This is a genomic window from Pseudoalteromonas sp. S1610, assembly GCF_005887465.1.
In the GTDB taxonomy this organism is placed as follows: Bacteria; Pseudomonadota; Gammaproteobacteria; order Enterobacterales; family Alteromonadaceae; genus Pseudoalteromonas; species Pseudoalteromonas undina.
Genome location: NZ_PNDI01000042.1, coordinates 28,917 through 46,998, shown reverse-complemented (window position 1 = coordinate 46,998; position 18,082 = coordinate 28,917). Strand labels below are relative to the sequence as shown.

Below are 18,082 nucleotides of genomic sequence, written 5' to 3'. Positions count from 1 at the left end.
TTTTATTATGGCTACTTACTGCCAAGACGATTAATGAATAGGGTTTTGCATGAAAATTTTTGTTTTTATTTCACTATTATTTTTAACTGCCTGTAACAGCACTCAGGGTATTTCGGTTTATTCATTTACAAATTCAGAGGTTGAGTCGTTACTAAATAAAGAGTTACCTAAATTAAGTGAAAAAGTTAGCCTGATGGGCTTACCTGTGCAGTTTGATGTAAATGATTTAAGCGTTAATATTGGTCCCGACAACAGTGATTATGTTTTATTAGGTGCTGATTCCAGCGCCGAGATTAATGCCTTTGCATTAAAGTATCCTGTGCGTTTAAAGTTACAAATACAAGGCACGCCTTTTTATGATAGCGAGAAAAAAGCCGTATTTTTACGTAATGTTAAGTTACGCGATTCAAGTATCGATGCAGGGGGTTTTAAAGGTAATTTAGAAGTGCTGGATAACGAAGCGATGGATGTCATGAATGCATTTTTAGCGGTTAACCCTGTTTATAAGTTAAATATGAACGACCCTAAAATGGCACTGTTAAGTAATTTACCCTTGGATTTAAAAGTAGTCGAAGGCGCGATTAAGCTAGTACCTCGGTTATAATTTAGATCCAACAAGCGTAATAAAACGTATTAATTGACCTTATTATTAATAGATTAGGTTAATTATGGCTAATGAGCGATCCGTTCCCACCTCTCGACTTTCACGATTTGCAAAGTTAGGCTCATTGGCCACCGGCGTTGCCACAAATATGTTAGTGGGTGGTGCCAAAAGTGCGCTTAGTGGTAAAGGTTGGGATAATAAGAGCTTATTACTCCAGCCTAAAAATATTGAAAACTTAGCCACTCAGCTGTCGCATCTTCGCGGTGCGGCAATGAAGCTTGGGCAGTTACTTTCAATGGATGCTGGCGACTTATTAACTCCCGAGCTTGCGCAGTTACTGTCTTTGTTGCGTGCCGATGCCAACCCAATGCCACATAAGCAATTAGTGAGCGTGCTAAAAGAGCAATGGGGGGATGACTGGTTATCGCGTTTTTCTCATATTGAGTTGAGGCCTTTTGCAGCTGCATCAATTGGGCAGGTTCATTTAGCTTATATAGAAAATGGTGATCAATTAGCCGTTAAAATTCAATATCCAGGTATTTCTAAAAGTGTGGTAAGCGACGTAGATAATGTGATCACTTTACTTACTTTATCGCGATTATTACCTATAGAATTGGATATAAAACCCTTAGTTGAAGAAGCGAAAGCGCAGTTACTAGCTGAGGCTGATTACACCCTAGAAGCACAGTATTTAGCACGCTATAAAAACCTGTTATCGACTAACCCTCACTTTAAAGTGCCTAGTGTGTATGTAGAGCACAGCACTGCGCAGGTGCTTACAATGGAGTATGTTGATGCTAAACCTATAGAAGGCATTTGTGATCTATCCGCTGCTGAGCGAAGTCATGTTGCGGAGCAACTAATTAATTTGTTCTTTAAAGAAATGTTTGAGTTTAAGTTAATTCAAACCGACCCCAACTTTGCTAATTTTCATTACCAACCAGAGTCACAAAAAATTGTGTTATTTGATTTTGGTGCCACCCGAGAAATTACAGCTACCCTCAGTGATGCCTATTTAGCCTTGTTTAAGGCCGGCAGTAATAATGATCGTGCAGGGGTGCTCAATGCTGCCACTGCAATTGGTTACTTTAAAGACGCTTTAAAAGATGACTATAAAGAAAGATTGATTGATTTATTTTTAATGGCTTGCGAGCCACTTCGCTATAATGGCGAGTTTGATTTTAAAAACAGTGAGCTTGCTGGCAACATCAAAGATGCCGGATTGCAGTTAAGCGCACAGTCGCAGCAGTGGCATACTCCCCCTGTAGACGCATTGTTTATTCATCGCAAATTAGCTGGCTTATATTTAATTGCAGCGCGTTTAGAAGCCAAAATAAATATTAAGGCGTTATTTAGCCATTATTAAGTGCTAAAGCAGGATAAAATTGGCATAATACTCGCGATATTTCGCGAGGTTGTATTATGATAAAAAACTTTTTAAACGATCCTACCTTATTGCTTAATGCGGTGGGTGAGGGCATATACGGATTTGATTTATCCGGCAATGCGGTATTTGTAAACCCAGCTGCAGAGCGAATGACTGGGTGGACGGCCGATGAATTATTAGGAAAGAAAATACATCAATATCATCATCATAGTCATGCCGATGGCACTCCTTACCCTGCCGATGAGTGCCAAATTTATTGCACTATGTTTGATGGCAAACGCCGCGAAGTAAAAAACGAAGTATTTTGGCGCAAAGATGGCAGTGCCTTTGCTGTTGAGTACACCTCCACCCCTGTTTATAAAAATAACCAGCTTATTGGTGCTGTGGCAGTATTTCGCGATATGTCAGCACAACAGCAAACGCAAACCCAGTTGCACGAAGCGTTAGCTCAAGTAAAGCACCTAAGCGAGCAGCTAAAAGATGAGAATGATTACCTTATTGCCGAGCTTAATGAGGATTGGCAAGATTCAGGACTGGTTGGCCACAGTGCTGTATTCCAACGCATGTTAGATCAAATACAGTTAGTGAGTGAAACCGACAGCACCGTACTCATTCTTGGTGAAAATGGCACTGGCAAAGAGTTGGTAGCGCGTAACTTACACCGTCTCAGTAAACGCAACGAACAAGCATTTATAAAAGTAAATTGTGCGGCATTCACTCCAAGTTTATTAGAGTCAGAACTTTTTGGGCATGAAAGGGGCTCATTTACTGGCGCTAACGAGCGTCGTAAAGGACGTTTTGAACTTGCCGATCACGGCACCTTATTTTTAGATGAAGTCGCAGAGCTGCCGTTAGAGTCCCAAAGTAAGCTATTAAGGGTATTACAAGAGCGTGAATTTGAACGCGTTGGCGGTAGTCAAACCCTAAAGGTTGATATTCGCATCATTGCTGCAACCAACCGTAACTTGTGGGAAATGGTACAAGCAGGGCAGTTTAGAATGGACTTATATTACCGTTTAAATGTATTTCCTATTCATGTGCCAGCACTTAAAGAACGAAAAGAAGACATTCCTTACTTGTGTCAAAACTTAATTGCACAAATAAACAAGCGCTTAGGTAAGCAATTGCAAGGGTTAAGTACAAAAGCGATCAGACAATTACAAGCCTATGACTGGCCAGGTAACATTAGAGAGCTACAAAATGTACTCGAACGAGAAGCTATTTTATCTAAACACTCTACATTACAGTTAAGTCAGTCGCTTAAAGCGGGCTATGATAACGCCATAAACCCAACGCTTACACTTGATGAAGCACAAAAACAGCATATAAGCAGCGTATTAGCACTGTGTAATTGGAAAATTGCAGGTGAACAAGGCGCGGCAAATAAGTTGGGCTTACCAGAGAGTACCTTACGCTCAAAAATGCAAAAGTTAGGACTGCGTCGTCAGAGCTAACTCGTGATATATCGCGATAATCGCTAAATGTCGCGATATTATAGTTCGGTTTTATTTTTAAAGTCATTTAATATCAATGCTTTAGTTTAACTTTCAGTGTGGTCTGAAAGTTGCAAATACTTGTTTAATACCCGTCACTATGAAGTAAGTAGCATGAAGTTTGATATTAAAGAAGAAGACATGATCATAAAGCCCTATAAAGAAGAGGGGCCAATTTATATACGCGAGCAAAAAGGTTTTTTTCAACGTATACGTCGCAATTTAGGCTGGTTGTTAATGCTGAGTTTTATTGCCATTCCGTGGGTTCAATATAACGGCCAGCAAGCGATTTTATTGGATGTGGCCACCCAAAAATTTACTATTTTTGGCCTTACCTTGCTCCCTCAAGACTTTATGATTTTAGCCATGCTGTTTATGGTGGGAGCGTTTGCCCTATTTTTTGTTACCAACTGGCTTGGCAGAGTATGGTGTGGTTATACCTGCCCACAAACCATTTGGATGTTAATGTTTTCTTGGGTTGAGCAACGTATAGAGGGTACGCGTAACCAGCGGATTAAGCTTGATAAGAGCCCTTGGGATATTTCCAAATGGCGAAAAAAAATCACTAAGCACAGTGCTTGGCTGGTTATTTCGGTGCTCACGGCGACCTCATTTTTAGCGTATTTTATCCCCGCTAAAACCTTGTACCTCGAAATGTTAAATTTAGAGTGGTCTGGGATCACCAGTTTTTGGGTATTTTTATTTGCGTTTTGTACTTATGGAAATGCGGGCTTTTTACGTGAAAAAATGTGTACTGTGGCTTGTCCGTATTCGCGCTTTCAATCGGTGATGTTTGATAAAGATACGCTGGTGGTTACTTACGATAGCGAGCGTGGAGAAAATCGCGGCCCACGTAAACGCAAAGCCGATCCTAAAGCGCTTAATTTAGGTGATTGCGTAGACTGTAACTTATGTGTGGAAGTATGTCCTGCAGGGATTGATATTCGCAATGGCTTGCAATATGAATGTATTAACTGTGGTTTATGTATTGACGCTTGTGACGACACCATGGATAAGTTTGGCTACGAAAAAGGCTTAATTAAATACGCCAGTGAAAAGCAAATGGCAGGGCAAAAAACCAATCCATTTAGGCTTAAACTTGTAGGCTATGGGGCGTTAACTGCGCTATTAATTTTATCTATGTTTGCATGGATGTTACAACGTACCCCTATAGAAGCCTCAGTACTTAGAGATAGAAACGCATTGTACCGGGTAAATTACGAAGGCTTAGTTGAAAATCCTTACACGCTCACTATTATCAATAAAACTCAGCAAACGCTGCATTATTCAATTTCAATTAGCGGTTTAGAGGGGGCTACATTGCAAAGCCCAAATGCTATATTAGTAGAACCTGGGCTGATGAAAAGTGTGCCGGTAACGGTGACTGCAGACGGCTACGATTTAGCACGCAAAGTGAGCAAGCTGAGTTTTGTGATAACTTCGCAAGAAGACCCTGCAATTACTATTACCAAAGACAGCCAGTTTTATAAAAATTAATAAAGTATGAGTCCTAGCCAGTTAACAACCTGACTCGGCTAGGGCTAGCTGCTTAATTACAAATTTTTTGGCGCTTTGAAAATCAGCAAACAAGCATTCTTGCAAATGAGCATCACGGCCAGAGCTGTGCATAATCCGCTGCAATTGCCTTATAGCAATAGGCGAGGTGAGGACAAACGCACTGATCAAACAGTTATTAATCCCCATTGTTTGGCTTACATCTATCATGTTTTTTTCAGCATCGGGGGTAGCAGCAATCACCTCAGGAGAGTGGCTAATATAACCCCAAGACAAATGTTTAAATGGTTCAATGCTATTTAATAAAGCGGCTTTAAAATGATTTAATAACTGAGGGTTTAAGTTACCTTTAAACTGCCCAATAACTATATTACCTTCAACACGCAAGCTATAACTGCCGTAGTTATTTTCAAATTTCAATAGCCGCCCCTTTTATTCATTATCTACTGCATTGGTCACTTATTAATAATGTAGTCTAAGGCACCTGAAATTGCAGCAACTTGCGCTAATATACACTCTTCAGGGTTAGCCGTTGCACTGTCTGGATATACTTCAGTGGTGGTGACATACGCAGCTTCAGAAAATCCCATGCATAGGCCTAAATCACGGGCCGCGTAATTAATTACCCCAAATTGCGCTTGTGGTACACCAATTAATTGCTGATTTTCATCGCTAGGTGCAATATGCGTTACTTTTTCAACATGTTCAATAATTGCTTTTTGAAAAGCAGGCTCTGGTTTGTTGCTATCAGCCACTAAATAAAAGCCATCTGGAATATTCCAATTGGTGTTTACTTTGCCTTCACGAGCCGCGAGTGCTGGTCTAAATTCACTGTTATCAGAATCTGTTGTTTCATGTAAATCGATATGTGCAATTAAACGCGTATTTAACGATTGCGCATAGTTCATTACTGCCGCTGATTCTTGTGCTGGACTGCCCTGATAAAAAGAGCGGTTAGGGTCTACCGCATCTGGGTTCCAACGATTAATCGTTTCATAACCCCATGGACTAATACAGGGGGTAATTACAATATTAAAGTGCTCAGCGTACTTATTTGCCAATGTTTTAGCGAATCTTAAAGCGCCATGAACACCACTGGTTTCGTAGCCATGTACGCCGCCAGTAATTAAAACAGTGGCTTTGTTTGTATCAAAATCAGTGGTTTTTAACGCGTACAAAGGGTAGCTACCTGCGGCATAATTAAGCTCACCGTATTGCTGTACTTCTAGAGTGCTTTTAAGTTCATCAATTAATGTTACGACTTCTTGTTGATAGCTTCGCTTGATACTTTGGCATGCCAGCCAATGCGCTTTATCCTCGTGATTCCATTGCTTGCCGGGTGTGCCAATAGGATAAGTAGAGTGAGTCATGTAAAATCCGATTTATTAAAATATTGCAGCAACTATACCTAAATTGCTAAAAAATACGAGTGCAAGTATCAAACTCGATTTTGCTATAAACGATGTTGTTAACGAAGAAACGCCCGGTTAAAAAGTGCGCTCATCGAGGTTTAATTAACCATTAAAAGTAAGCCCTCTAAATAAAGTTCCCTAAAAAGAACCAAGCGAACAAAAAGTGAACGCTAGTTTTTGAGCGTTTTTAACATTATTGATTAAAAATAAAGCTTTTATATTTATATAATATTATCAAGAGGTTAATTTGGCTTGTTTTTTTTGATGGTATTTACGTTAATGCTGGGTTCGTAAATCTATTTTTACAAAAAAAATCACCTTAAATTAGTGTGTTACCAATAATTATTCATAAAAAAAACAAAAAAAACTTATCTTTAACATTTGACACATTATTGGCTGGTGAGACTCAACTTTATTCCTGTGTTAAAAATGCTGATAAATTACATTTGGTTACATTGTAAGGCATATATTTAACGTTCATGTAAATAATGGCTTAGCAAAAGTAACTTTTCCTCAGGCTAACTAGCAGAGATCACAAACTAAGTCACTCTGTAAAAGAAAGGTGTTATGTTGAAAAAAATAAATCTTATCGCAGCAGCAGTTAATACAGTACTTGTAACAGGTGCTATTGGCGCATCGAGTGCATTCGCTCAGTCAACAGCAGATGCTAAACCAGTTGAACGCATTCAAGTGACTGGTTCAAAAATTAAGCGCTTTAATCTAACCTCGCCAACGCCTGTGACTGTGATCAGCGGCGTTGAGATGGAAAACCAAGGTATTACTAACGTTAATGATTTGCTTGCAGAAATGCCACAAGCGACGGTTGGCCTATCACCAGAAACAACGACTAACACTATTTATGCGTCAGGTCTTAACACAACCGATCTTCGTGGTTTGGGATCAGAGCGTACATTAGTGCTTGTTAATGGCCGTCGCTTTGTGCCTGGTTCTGTGGGTGACACTGCAGTTGATTTAAACAACATTCCTACCACAATGATTGAGCGTATCGAGATTGCTACAGGTGGTGCTGCAGCCGTTTACGGTGCAGATGCTGTAGCTGGTGTTGTAAATATCATTACTAAAAAATCAATGGATGGGATTGAACTTGATGTTTCTACTGTACGTCCAGAGCAAAGTGGCGGCGAGCAAAACAACTTCTCAATTACAGGTGGTATGGAAGGCGATAAACTCTCTTTTATTGCTTCATTTAATTACACAGAAAACAAAAGCTATGGCAAGCTGAGCCGTGATTTTTACCGTAACCCTGTGAACTCATTCGCAAACCCTGCAAATACAAGTGGTGACGACGGTATCCCTTCACGTGTTGTTTTAGGTCAACCAACTGGCCTTGCTTACTACTCAGAAGGTGGTGACTTTTTTACCAAAGACGCCTTTGTTGATAACGGCTATGACAATCACCACTACACTTTTGATGCAAATGGTAACCTAAAACCGTTTGACTATGGTTTAGGTCGTATTCCAAACCCAGGAGTTGGGCGAGACGCTACAGGCTACTTCCAAGATGGTCAAAATCAAGGCGATGGTGTTTTTGGCCACGGCTATAAAGAGTACTTTCAAACGCCACTAGAGCGTATGATTGCTTCAGCGTATGGTACTTATGAACTTAATGACGACCATGCACTTACGTTTGACTTTACTTATTCAAAAACTGATGCAACCACAGAGAGCTCTCCAGCCTTCTTCCGCCATACAATACGTCGCGACAATGCATTTATAAAAAGCGATATGGCTAAAGTAATGGACGACAATGGGCTGACATCAGTCACACTTCGCCAAGCTAACGAAAACTTATGGGGCGATCGTGCATATAACCAAGAGCGTGAAGTATTCCGTACTTCAATAGGCGCTGAAGGTATATTAAGTGATGACTGGGGCTACTCTGCTTACGCACAATTTGGTCGCATCGAGCAAGATACTCTTTGGACTGGCGAAGTATTAACGCAAAACTTGGCTAACTCTATTGATGCCGTTGAATACCAAGGCAATGTAGTATGTGCTAAGCGTAATGCAGACGGCGAAGTTATTGGGGCTATCTCTGGTTGTACACCATTTAACACAATGGGCGCGACTTCGGCAACACCAGCACAGTTAGACTATATAGCGACTGATGCAACGCGCTTTGCACAACACGATCAAGCCGTGTTTGCTGTTACTGTAGATGGCGCCTTATTTGAGCTACCTGCCGGTTATGTTGCAGCTGCATTTACCGCTGAGCACCGCCGTGAGTCAGCAACTATTACACCGTCTGAAAATATGCAAAAAGGCTTAATTTTTGGTAATTCAAGCCTTCCAATGGATGGTGAGATTGATGTAAATGAGCTCTCAGCTGAAATTTCAATTCCATTATTAGAAGAAACCTTCCTAACAACGGATTTAACCCTTGAAACAGCATTTCGTTACATGGATTACTCGGTAACGGGTGAAGATAATGCCTGGAAATTAGCCCTAAACTGGGGTGTAACTGATGAGTTACGTATACGCTTAAACCGTTCTAAATCAGTACGCGCTCCCAACCTAGGGGATTTATTCACGCCTAACTCAAAAACGTTTAGCTCAGGTCGCGCGGATGTATGTAGAGCTGACTCTATCGCTGAATCAGGCAGTAAATATAAAGATAATGTAATCAAAAACTGCCAAGCCGCAGGGCTTCCTGAAGGCTGGATGCCATCAGATGAATGGCTTTCAGGTGGGAGCTTACCAGGCTATATTCAAGGTAACCAAAACCTTGAAAATGAAACATCTAACGATTACACCATTGGCTTAATTTATACACCTGAGTTCGTGGAAGGGCTAGATATAACGCTTGATTACTGGTCATTCGAAGTAGAAGGCGCTATTGAATACTTTGGCCGTAACAGTGTTGAGCTTTGTTATGAGTCATCATCGTTAGATAACCCTTTCTGCAGTAACGTTGTGCGTAATAAAGAAACGGGTGAAATTGAAAACTTCTTTACTCGTCCTATAAATGCCGCTGTTATTAACAAAAAAGGCGTAGATGTTGAATCTGCATACCGCACTGAGTTGTTCTCTGGTGACTTAGCATTGAAACTAACAGCAACTTACCTAATAGAGGACAACAATAACTCCACAGGCCGTGCTGAAGATTTTAGAACTGATGTAGGCGAAACAGCTTCACCTCGCTGGAAGGGACGTTTTAATGCCGTTTATTCTCATGATGACTCAGCGTATGTGCTAACCATGAACTACCGTCATGCAACTGTTAATGATAATGACTGGACCATTGAAGACAACAACTACAATGATATCCCGTCTTACACTACGTTTGATTTCATGTACAAAACTTATCTAATGGATGAGCTACAGTTACGTATTGGTGTTAACAACATCCTAGACCGTGAGCCACCACGTAACCCGTTCACTTACGACGATGGAGAATTTTTCGATGTTAAAGGACGCCGCCTATCTTTAGGTGCAAAATATACTTTTTAATTTAAGCGTATAACACTAAAAACGCCTTAGTTTATTAAGCTAAGGCGTTTTTTTATAGGTAAAAGTAACTTTCAAAAACGAGTATTGTTAAAAACTGCGTTATTATTAGTCTAAATCAGATTGAGGCTTTGCTGTAATTGGGCCCATTTTTATTAAAAACATAATCGTTTCTGTAACTATATAATTAACTACTAATACAACGTAATTACTATTTTCTAAAATATGGCCTTGAGCTTTAAAGTCCTGAGTCATAATGGCGAAATTTAGCTGCCACTTTAATGCTGACTAAAATAGCGTGCAAGTATATGCGTTAGTCACTGCATTAGTTAATGGCTGAGCTTGAATGCGGATAGTGCCTTTGTTGCATAAAGTCTTCCAAAAACCATGCGGCAAACTCATGTCTGCCCTCTACATCCGCTTTACTATATATATCTGAAGCTTGTTGGCGTACTGTTTTTTCTTTAGTGCTTCTAAGCGCGCTAATTTCTTTAAAGCTAAGCCCTTTGAGTAATAGCATAGCTACTTCCTGCTCGCTACGAGTGAGTGTCCACTGAGAAAATTGAGTTTGTATAACACCACTATATTGATGGCGCGCGTCTTTCATTTCCTGCGATATATTGTTTAGCTGAGTCACAGAGTTGTTTAACTCGCGCTTGAGGTTATTAATTTTTTTGGTTCGTGCGTTAATATCTTTAATTAAATACAGAGCACCTAAGCCAGAAATAACCACAATTAAACTCTCAGTAAAAATATGCCACTGCGGCACTCCTAATTTTAAATCCATGATCACGTCAAAAAAATTTAACACCATGATCATCAATAGTGTTGCTGCAATTATTTTATCTCTCATTAAAGTCTCTATTATCAGTAAGTTAAATTTACAATGGACATATGTACTGTGATACAAAAATTAAGGTTTATTGGCATGTTAAGGCGTATGCCTGATGCGATAACCCCGTAAAAAGGGCATGGTTATTCTATAAAATTAATCACATGCGGACAAACCAAATGCAGTTAAATTATACAAAAATACGATGTAATTTTGTGCAACACTCTAACGCGTTATTATTTATTGCTGTGCTGACCTGTTTAACTATTAGCCGTGTGTCAGCCGCGCAAACGCTTGCTCCCATTCCTACTAGCGAGTTAAATGGATTTGATACTCAGTTTGCCAATATTCACGCCACCGATTTTATTAACGCTCAAAGTGTAATGGGGAAAGTGAGTTATAAGCCGGGTGTAAATTACACGGTATTGTTTGCATTTGATGTCGCGCAAATTAATTATTTGTACGCTAACGGTAGTCATGTAAAAAAAGGCGCTATTGTGGCAACTGTTCAAGGCAGTGATGTTCAGCACTTTTTAGACACTTATCAATCAGCAAAAGACATGCTTAATGTAGCTAAGAGCCATTATGATATAAACAAGGTGCACCTTAAAAATAAAATTATTAGGAGCTCTGAGTGGGTCACTATTACGCAAAGTTACTATGCAGCTAAACTGAGCTTTGAGCATTTAAATCACCAAATGCGCTATTTGCAGGTTGATGAGCTAGAAAACGTGAGCTTGATTAGCCCAAAAACAGGGATATTACAATTTCCTACTCAAGCGGCAAATCGCATGTTAGGCGAACGAGCATTCGACATTCTTGACCCTAATAGTATTGAGGTTAAGTTTACTGTTCCTATTAGCTTGGGCAAAGGGGTATCTTATTTCAGGGTTTCTGATCAATGCCAACTCACTATTAAAAGCGTAGACAGTATTGCTAATAAGTACCATCAAACTATTTGGGCATCACCAAGCTCTGCACAATGTAACTTAACTATAGGGCAGAGTATTAAAGCGGTTCCGGTTAAAAAAATAACGGGTTACAGCGTTGCCAAATCGGCACTATTTGAGTTTGAAAATACCAATTATATTGCCATTAAAGCTGACGAACATCTTGAGTTTGTGCCTGTACAGTTAATTGGTTCACGTAATCAAGATTTTATTTTTAGCGCCAATATCCCCTTAAATAATCGACAAGTATTAATTAGCTCAGTAAGTGCATTGCAGGGAATACTGTTGCATTTAGGGAGAGAATAAATGTTGAACCTGCTTATTAAGTTTTCACTAACGCAGCGATTGTTTGTTAGTATTTTTGCCATTATTGCTATGGTTATAGGGGCTCGCTCGTGGTTGAGTATTCCGGTGGATGCATTTCCTGAAATATCGCCTACCCAAGTAAAAATTGTTTATAAATTACCGGGTATGAACGCCCTTGAAATTGAATCCCAAGTAACGCGCATTATTGAAACCGAACTACTGGGCATTCCTGCTCAGCAAATGTTGCGCTCTACCACCAAGTATTCGATTACTGATATTACCATTGACTTTAAACAAGGTACTGACATTTACTGGGCGCGCCAACAGGTAAACGAGCGGCTGTTAAATATTTTACCTAGCTTACCTGCCAATATTAGTGGTGGTATGGCACCAATGAGTACGCCGCTGTCTGAAGTGTTTATGTTTACCATAGAAAGCCCTAACTTATCGCTGATTGAAAAAAGAGAGTTACTTGATTGGCAAATACGGCCATTACTAAGAACCGTGAGTGGCGTAGCCGATGTAAATAGCTTAGGCGGGTATGCAAAAACGTTTGCTATCGCCCCCAACAACTTATTAATGCAGCAGCATCAAGTTAGCTTTTTACAACTGCGAGAGGCGATGGTGCAAACCAATCAAAATGGTGGCATAGGGCGCTTAGAAAAAGGCAACGATACGTTAATTTTGCGTACTGAGGGTAAATATAGCGATTTAGAGGCCATCAAAAATACAGTCGTTAAATCAACACAAAATAAAGTGATCCGCTTAAGCGATGTGGCCAATGTTGATGTCGGAAGTTTAACTCGTTATGGAGCAGTGACTAAAAATAGCGAAGAAGCTGTTCAAGGGCTAATTATTGCGCTTAAAAATAGTAACACAGCGCAAGTGGTGACAGAGGTAAAAAGTAAACTGCGCCAAATCGAAGCCTCACTGCCGCAAGGTACCAGCATAAGCGTGTTTTACGATCGTTCTAATCTTATTAACACCGCAATTAGCACAATTACCGGCGCATTAGGCCAAGCTATTATTTTAGTGATTGTATTATTGGCGTTGTTTTTAGGGGATATTCGCTCCTCTTTAGTGGTGTCGTTATCATTACCTATGTCGGCGCTGTTAACTTTCATTATGATGAAACAGTTTAATTTATCAGCCAATCTAATGAGCTTAGGGGGCTTAGTGATAGCAATTGGTATGCTGGTGGATTCATCGGTTGTGATTGTTGAAAATATTTTAAATCGGCTGGCTAATAATCAACATTTACCTAGGCTACATGTTATTTATCGCGCCTGTAAAGAGGTTGCTGCACCGGTTTTTTCAGGCACTATCATTATTATTATTGTATTTTCACCACTGTTAATGCTCACCGGGCTTGAGGGAAAATTATTTACCCCTGTAGCGCTCACTATCGTATTTGCTATGTTAAGTGCGCTATTGTTATCGCTTACAGTTATTCCTATTTTAGCCTCGCTATTGTTGAAAAATGAACCCGTAAAACAGCCTAAAATGGTGACTTTGTTACAAGGCTTTTATAGTAAAACCCTTGCTGAGGCGATTAAAAAGCCAATGCTAATAAGTGTTACTTCAATGATGGTACTGATCCTCAGTGGCGCGTTATTTCAGGGACTTGGTAAAAGCTTTATGCCAGTGTTAGATGAAGGCGACATTATTGTTCAGCTTGAAAAATCTCCCAGTATTTCACTACAGGCTTCCCTTGATATAGACAAGCAAATTGAAGCCACCTTATTAAAAAACACTCCTGAAATAGTGCAAATTGTCGCGCGTACTGGATCGGATGAACTGGGGCTTGATCCTATGGGGTTAAACGAAACCGATGTGTTTATGGAGTTGGCACCAAAAGAGCAATGGCGCTTTGCTTCAAAAGCGCAACTAATAGAGCATATTCGCCAAACGCTTGCGCAATTTCCAGGTGTTAATATTGGCTTTACTCAACCTATTCAAATGCGTGTATCAGAAATGCTAACGGGTGGCACTGGCGATATTTCAATTAAAGTGTTTGGTAACGACATTGCAACCTTGTCATCGCTTGCAGAAAAAATCACTGCGCTTGCAAATCGTATTGAGGGGGCAAGTGATGTGCAAATGGCGCTTATTGAAGGGGGCAAATACGTTAATATTAAGCTCAACCCTGAGGTTGCGAGTCAATTTGGTTTAACAACGCAAACATTAAGTGAGTATTTAAAGTCTCAGCTTGAAGGATTACAGGTGTCTGCGCTGCAAGAGGGCAACCGTGTTATTCCTATTGTATTTAATAGTGCCACAGCTAAAAACCAATTAGTGGATTTATCTTCTATTCAAGCGCTAAAAAGTAGCCTTATTTTAATGCCAGATAATAGCTTAATGCCGCTTGAAGACGTTGCTAGTATTGGTTTTAAAACAGGGCCATTGTTAATAGAGCGCGAAAAGGCTAAGCGCTTTGCCTCAGTTAGCGTCAACGTAGATAACCGTGATGTGGTGAGTTACGTGAATGAACTTAAAGCTAAAATTAGCAGTAATATAAAGTTACCCAGTGGATTTACTTTATCTTTTGGTGGCGAGTTTGAAAGTCAGCAACGCGCAACGCAAAATTTATTAGTACTCATTCCTGTGGCGTTAATATTAATATTTATTATTTTATTTACTACCTTTAAATCGCTATCTAAATCAATGCTAATTATTGCCAATATCCCGTTTGCGCTGATGGGCGGGGTGATTGCTTTGTATATTAGTAATGAATATTTATCGGTGCCTGCATCGGTAGGGTTTGTTGCCCTATTGGGGGTAGCCGTACTTAATGCGATTGTGATGATCAGCTATTTTGAACAAACTAAAATGTTTGCTGCAAATGTAACGCAGTGCATTTTAGATGGTGCTAGTAGGCGGCTACGCCCTGTATTAATGACCGCGACAACCGCTATGTTTGGTTTATTGCCGCTGGTGTTTGCAACAGGTCCAGGGGCTGAAATACAAAAGCCATTAGCTATCGTAGTTATTGGCGGGTTAATTACCTCCACTATTACAACACTTTATTTATTACCTATCTTTTATGGTTGGTTGGAGAAGAAACATGGCTGAACAGTTACTTTTTACCCTAAATGCACCCACAAATATAAAAGATGACGTAGTTGATATATTAATAGGCATAGACTGTATAACCGGCTTTAACTTAAAAAAAATTCAAGGCTATAGCAAAGAGCACAGCGAGTTTGATATTGCCGAGCAAGTAGAAGGGCATCGCAGTTTTTATCAATTTGAGGTGCATATTTTATTATCAGAACTTGCCATAGTAAAAACGGCGCTAAGTCCTGTTTGTAAGTACACGCCATTAAAATATTGGGTAACCCCAATTTATGAAAGTGGGCACTTAGGATAACTCAGTATCTAGCATTTTATGCTGCTGAGCATTCTCAGCAGCATTGCGTGTTACTCGAACACTCCTTTTATGACTGCATGGGTGTTTTGCACCATTAAAGTGCCGTTAGCCCATACATACTCAGGGGTTAAGGTCTCTTTATCAAGAAGCACAACATCCGCGTCGCTTGTTGTTTTAAGGCGGCCTTTATCAAGTCCTAAAATATCGGCAGGGTTACTGGTTATGCTCATTAAAGCGTGCTCAATAGGGACGTTATATTGCTTAACTGCTTGCTGAAACGAACTCAGTAGTGATGCCTCTTTGCCTACCTCTAACCCTAATAAGTTAAAGTCTTTATCAAAAATAGGTAAACTAGCATGGCCATCTGAGCTCATAGTGAGTTGATTTGGTGCTACGCCTTGTTCTAAGCAGTAGGCAAGGGCATGGGCTGCTGCATATTCACCATGGGCTAAATCGTAGTCGGTGGTGCTGGTGGTAAAGTCGATAGTACCGCCCTGATCACAAAAGTGAATACCGGCATCAAGAAGTGCTTTATTGCGGTTCATATGCGTAGGATAAAACTGTTTAAGCTTAATATCACTTTGCTGAGCCACATGATGCAAAATACTCAAGTGACTATCAACAGGGCCGACATGAATACTCACGGTGCCTTTTTTACCACTGAGCATACCGGCTACTTTGGCCTCGGCTGCCAATTCTGCTAATTGCTGGACCGTAGGTTGGCTACTGCGATGATCAGAAATAGCCACTTCGCCAACACCTATAAACTCCTCTATATACATGATGTCGTCAGTGATTGAGTGAGTAAGAGTTTTAGCGGGTAAATGATACGAACCGGTATGGCAAAATACATTCAGCCCTTGCTCTTTTAGGCCTTTTGCTTTGGCAACCAAATTGGTAAGCGTACGTGAGCTTGAGTCGGTACCCAGTGCGCCCACCACTGTGGTAGTGCCCGATAGGGTTGCATCGGTTAGGTTCATTTCAGGGGTGCGGCTGGCAAATCCAGCTTCGCCACCGCCACCGGTAATATGCACTAATGAGTCAACAAACCCCGGCGTAACAAGCTTATTTTTACCGTCAATTCGTTTGACGAGTACACTGCTGTCGAGGATTATATTTTCGTCAATAGCAATGATTTTACCACCGCCAATTAAAACATCTTGTGTGCCTAGGTAGGTAGGTGCATAAACGTTTGCACCTTGAATTAAAGTTAACATAACAAATTCTTTTTATTGATAATTAATAAAGTAAGCAAGAAATATAAAGCCGCTTGCTAATACAAAAAGTGCTAGAGCAAAGCGCCAAATAAACGCAGCCCATTCTCCCCAATCTAATTTCACGACCCCTAAACAACCAATTAAACTAGCTGAGGTGGGAATTAAAATATTGGTTAATCCATCACCTAATTGAAAGGCCAATACTACAATTTGCCTTGATACATTGAGCAAATCGCCAAGTGGAGACATCAGCGGCATAGTGATGGCAGCTTGGCCTGAACCCGATGAAACAAAAAAGTTAAATACACTTTGAAACACCAGCATTCCCCAAGCTGCAATGTAATCTGGCACACTGGCTATGCTGCTTGCACAGTAATAAAGCAGGGTGTTGAGGGTCGAGGGAGTGGTTAAATCACTACCCCCTAATAGTAATACAATGCCTTTAGCCAGTGCGACTAATAACGCCGCTGGCAATAATTCTTGTGCACCGTGTTTAAACGCATCCGCGCACTCATTCGCGGTTAGCTTTTTAAACACGATGGCAATTATTGCACTGATAAGGCCAATACAAAAAAACTGTGCAGCAAGCTCAGGAATATAATATTGGCGCGCCATCACCCCCCATACGACCCAAGCTATGCCCAATACAAACACTAATAATGTGAGTGCATCGGCTAGGCTGAGTTTAATCGTTGGCTGATCACCCGTTTTTTGGGATTGTGTTTTTATCCGTTTTGCATAGCGCATAGTAAACACAAGGCCTACAAGCGTAAAACAAGCCCACGCTAGCATACGAAAGCCCGCACCAGAAAACACTGGAATTTCAGCTATCGATTGCGCTATAGCAATGCTAAAAGGGTTCATCCATGAGGTGGCAAAGCCTATTTGCGTAGCCACATAAGTTGTAAGTACAGTGACTTTAGCGTCGTAGCCAAGTTGTTGCATAATAGGGAGCAGCACAATACAAAATGCAATAGCTTCTTCGCCCATCCCAAATACCGCGCCGCCTAACGAAAATAGTAAAAACAGTAAGGGAATAAACAGCCATTCAACCCGCTTGGTTTTATTAATAAGTGCCATAATGCCGTTATTAATCGCGCCGGTTTTCATAATAATGCCAAAGGCACCGCCAGTGATTAAAATAAACGCCATTACGCCAATAGCTGCACCATATTTATCACCCGACACTAAGCCTTCAAACAATACATTTGCTAAACCAATGTCGCCACCTTGTGCAAAAACAGGTGGTGATTGTTGGTCGTTAACGGCTTGATATTGTGAAAGCTGCACAGTGTGGCTACCAGATTCTGCATTAAATACCCCAGGGGTAATAAATACCGTGGCCATATAGGCAACCACTGCCACACACAGCAAAATGATGCTTGCATCTGGCATAGAAAATTGTTTTTGTTTCATAATTTCACTTTAATAAAAGGTCATTGTGTTGATGCGTAAATAAACGCTTAAACGTACTTTAGCACTTAATAGGCAGTGTCACTGTAGCCATGACCAGTAATAAAAGGAAGGC

At 40.4% G+C, this 18,082-nt stretch carries 13 protein-coding genes; 8 read left to right on the top strand and 5 right to left on the bottom strand.

Annotated features, from left to right (window positions below):
* Positions 1–49: 49 nt before the first annotated feature.
* From CWB77_RS13880 to ccoG, 4 genes are all read left to right on the top strand, one after another.
* Positions 50–604 (top strand): YceB family lipoprotein, encoded by a 555-nt coding sequence (locus tag CWB77_RS13880; RefSeq protein WP_010392868.1) that lies wholly within the window; start codon positions 50–52, stop codon positions 602–604.
* Between the two features lie 64 nt (positions 605–668).
* Entirely contained in the window at positions 669–1,970 is a 1,302-nt protein-coding gene (locus CWB77_RS13875) for an ABC1 kinase family protein (protein ID WP_138623236.1), read from the top strand.
* 56 nt (positions 1,971–2,026) lie between these two features.
* Entirely contained in the window at positions 2,027–3,445 is a 1,419-nt protein-coding gene (locus CWB77_RS13870) for a sigma-54 interaction domain-containing protein (protein WP_138623234.1), read from the top strand.
* A gap of 153 nt (positions 3,446–3,598) precedes the next feature.
* Positions 3,599–4,981, top strand: a complete 1,383-nt coding sequence (gene ccoG / locus CWB77_RS13865; RefSeq protein ID WP_138623232.1) for a cytochrome c oxidase accessory protein CcoG — start codon at positions 3,599–3,601, stop codon at positions 4,979–4,981.
* A 21-nt stretch (positions 4,982–5,002) separates the two neighbouring features.
* Here the strand turns inward: ccoG and CWB77_RS13860 are convergent, their stop codons facing one another.
* Positions 5,003–5,419 carry a hypothetical protein gene (locus CWB77_RS13860; protein ID WP_055013120.1) on the bottom strand — a complete coding sequence of 139 codons (417 nt, stop codon included), beginning with the start codon at positions 5,417–5,419 and terminating at the stop codon, positions 5,003–5,005.
* A 35-nt stretch (positions 5,420–5,454) separates the two neighbouring features.
* Positions 5,455–6,369, bottom strand: coding sequence for a M14 family metallopeptidase (locus CWB77_RS13855; protein ID WP_138623230.1), 915 nt, complete (start codon positions 6,367–6,369; stop codon positions 5,455–5,457).
* Between the two features lie 609 nt (positions 6,370–6,978).
* Here CWB77_RS13855 and CWB77_RS13850 point away from each other — a divergent pair.
* Positions 6,979–9,882, top strand: a complete 2,904-nt coding sequence (locus tag CWB77_RS13850) for a TonB-dependent receptor plug domain-containing protein (protein ID WP_138623228.1) — start codon at positions 6,979–6,981, stop codon at positions 9,880–9,882.
* Positions 9,883–10,204: 322 nt separating this feature from the next.
* On the opposite strand, the gene CWB77_RS13845 is transcribed toward CWB77_RS13850, so the two are convergent.
* A complete protein-coding gene (locus CWB77_RS13845) occupies positions 10,205–10,732 on the bottom strand; it encodes a helix-turn-helix transcriptional regulator (RefSeq protein ID WP_054200642.1) in 528 nt (175 codons plus the stop codon).
* A 194-nt stretch (positions 10,733–10,926) separates the two neighbouring features.
* Here CWB77_RS13845 and CWB77_RS13840 point away from each other — a divergent pair, with 194 nt between their 5' ends.
* From CWB77_RS13840 to CWB77_RS13830, 3 genes are read left to right on the top strand one after another with little or no spacing between them, the layout of a single operon-like run.
* Positions 10,927–11,967 carry an efflux RND transporter periplasmic adaptor subunit gene (locus CWB77_RS13840; protein ID WP_249931439.1) on the top strand — a complete coding sequence of 347 codons (1,041 nt, stop codon included), beginning with the start codon at positions 10,927–10,929 and terminating at the stop codon, positions 11,965–11,967.
* The gene (locus CWB77_RS13835; protein WP_138623224.1) at positions 11,968–15,039 is read left to right on the top strand and encodes an efflux RND transporter permease subunit; all 3,072 of its coding nucleotides are present in this window, start codon (positions 11,968–11,970) and stop codon (positions 15,037–15,039) included.
* A complete protein-coding gene (locus CWB77_RS13830; protein ID WP_010392847.1) occupies positions 15,032–15,337 on the top strand; it encodes a DUF3240 family protein in 306 nt (101 codons plus the stop codon). Before CWB77_RS13835 ends, CWB77_RS13830 begins: the two co-directional genes overlap by 8 nt.
* A 50-nt stretch (positions 15,338–15,387) precedes the next feature.
* Here CWB77_RS13830 and iadA read toward each other — a convergent pair whose 3' ends face one another.
* Positions 15,388–16,554, bottom strand: coding sequence for a beta-aspartyl-peptidase (gene iadA / locus CWB77_RS13825; protein ID WP_138623223.1), 1,167 nt, complete (start codon positions 16,552–16,554; stop codon positions 15,388–15,390).
* A 12-nt stretch (positions 16,555–16,566) separates the two neighbouring features.
* Positions 16,567–17,970, bottom strand: coding sequence for a putative basic amino acid antiporter YfcC (gene yfcC / locus CWB77_RS13820; RefSeq protein ID WP_055013126.1), 1,404 nt, complete (start codon positions 17,968–17,970; stop codon positions 16,567–16,569).
* Positions 17,971–18,082 lie beyond the last annotated feature (112 nt).

Bases quoted from the DNA above. Each gene is read 5' to 3' on its own strand.
- CWB77_RS13880 (WP_010392868.1), top strand. From the start codon at position 50: ATGAAAATTTTTGTTTTTATTTCACTATTATTTTTAACTGCCTGTAAC.
- CWB77_RS13845 (WP_054200642.1), bottom strand. From the start codon at position 10,732: ATGAGAGATAAAATAATTGCAGCAACACTATTGATGATCATGGTGTTA.
- ccoG (WP_138623232.1), top strand. From the start codon at position 3,599: ATGAAGTTTGATATTAAAGAAGAAGACATGATCATAAAGCCCTATAAA.
- iadA (WP_138623223.1), bottom strand. From the start codon at position 16,554: ATGTTAACTTTAATTCAAGGTGCAAACGTTTATGCACCTACCTACCTA.
- yfcC (WP_055013126.1), bottom strand. From the start codon at position 17,970: ATGAAACAAAAACAATTTTCTATGCCAGATGCAAGCATCATTTTGCTG.
- CWB77_RS13830 (WP_010392847.1), top strand. From the start codon at position 15,032: ATGGCTGAACAGTTACTTTTTACCCTAAATGCACCCACAAATATAAAA.
- CWB77_RS13855 (WP_138623230.1), bottom strand. From the start codon at position 6,369: ATGACTCACTCTACTTATCCTATTGGCACACCCGGCAAGCAATGGAAT.
- CWB77_RS13850 (WP_138623228.1), top strand. From the start codon at position 6,979: ATGTTGAAAAAAATAAATCTTATCGCAGCAGCAGTTAATACAGTACTT.
- CWB77_RS13870 (WP_138623234.1), top strand. From the start codon at position 2,027: ATGATAAAAAACTTTTTAAACGATCCTACCTTATTGCTTAATGCGGTG.
- CWB77_RS13875 (WP_138623236.1), top strand. From the start codon at position 669: ATGGCTAATGAGCGATCCGTTCCCACCTCTCGACTTTCACGATTTGCA.
- CWB77_RS13835 (WP_138623224.1), top strand. From the start codon at position 11,968: ATGTTGAACCTGCTTATTAAGTTTTCACTAACGCAGCGATTGTTTGTT.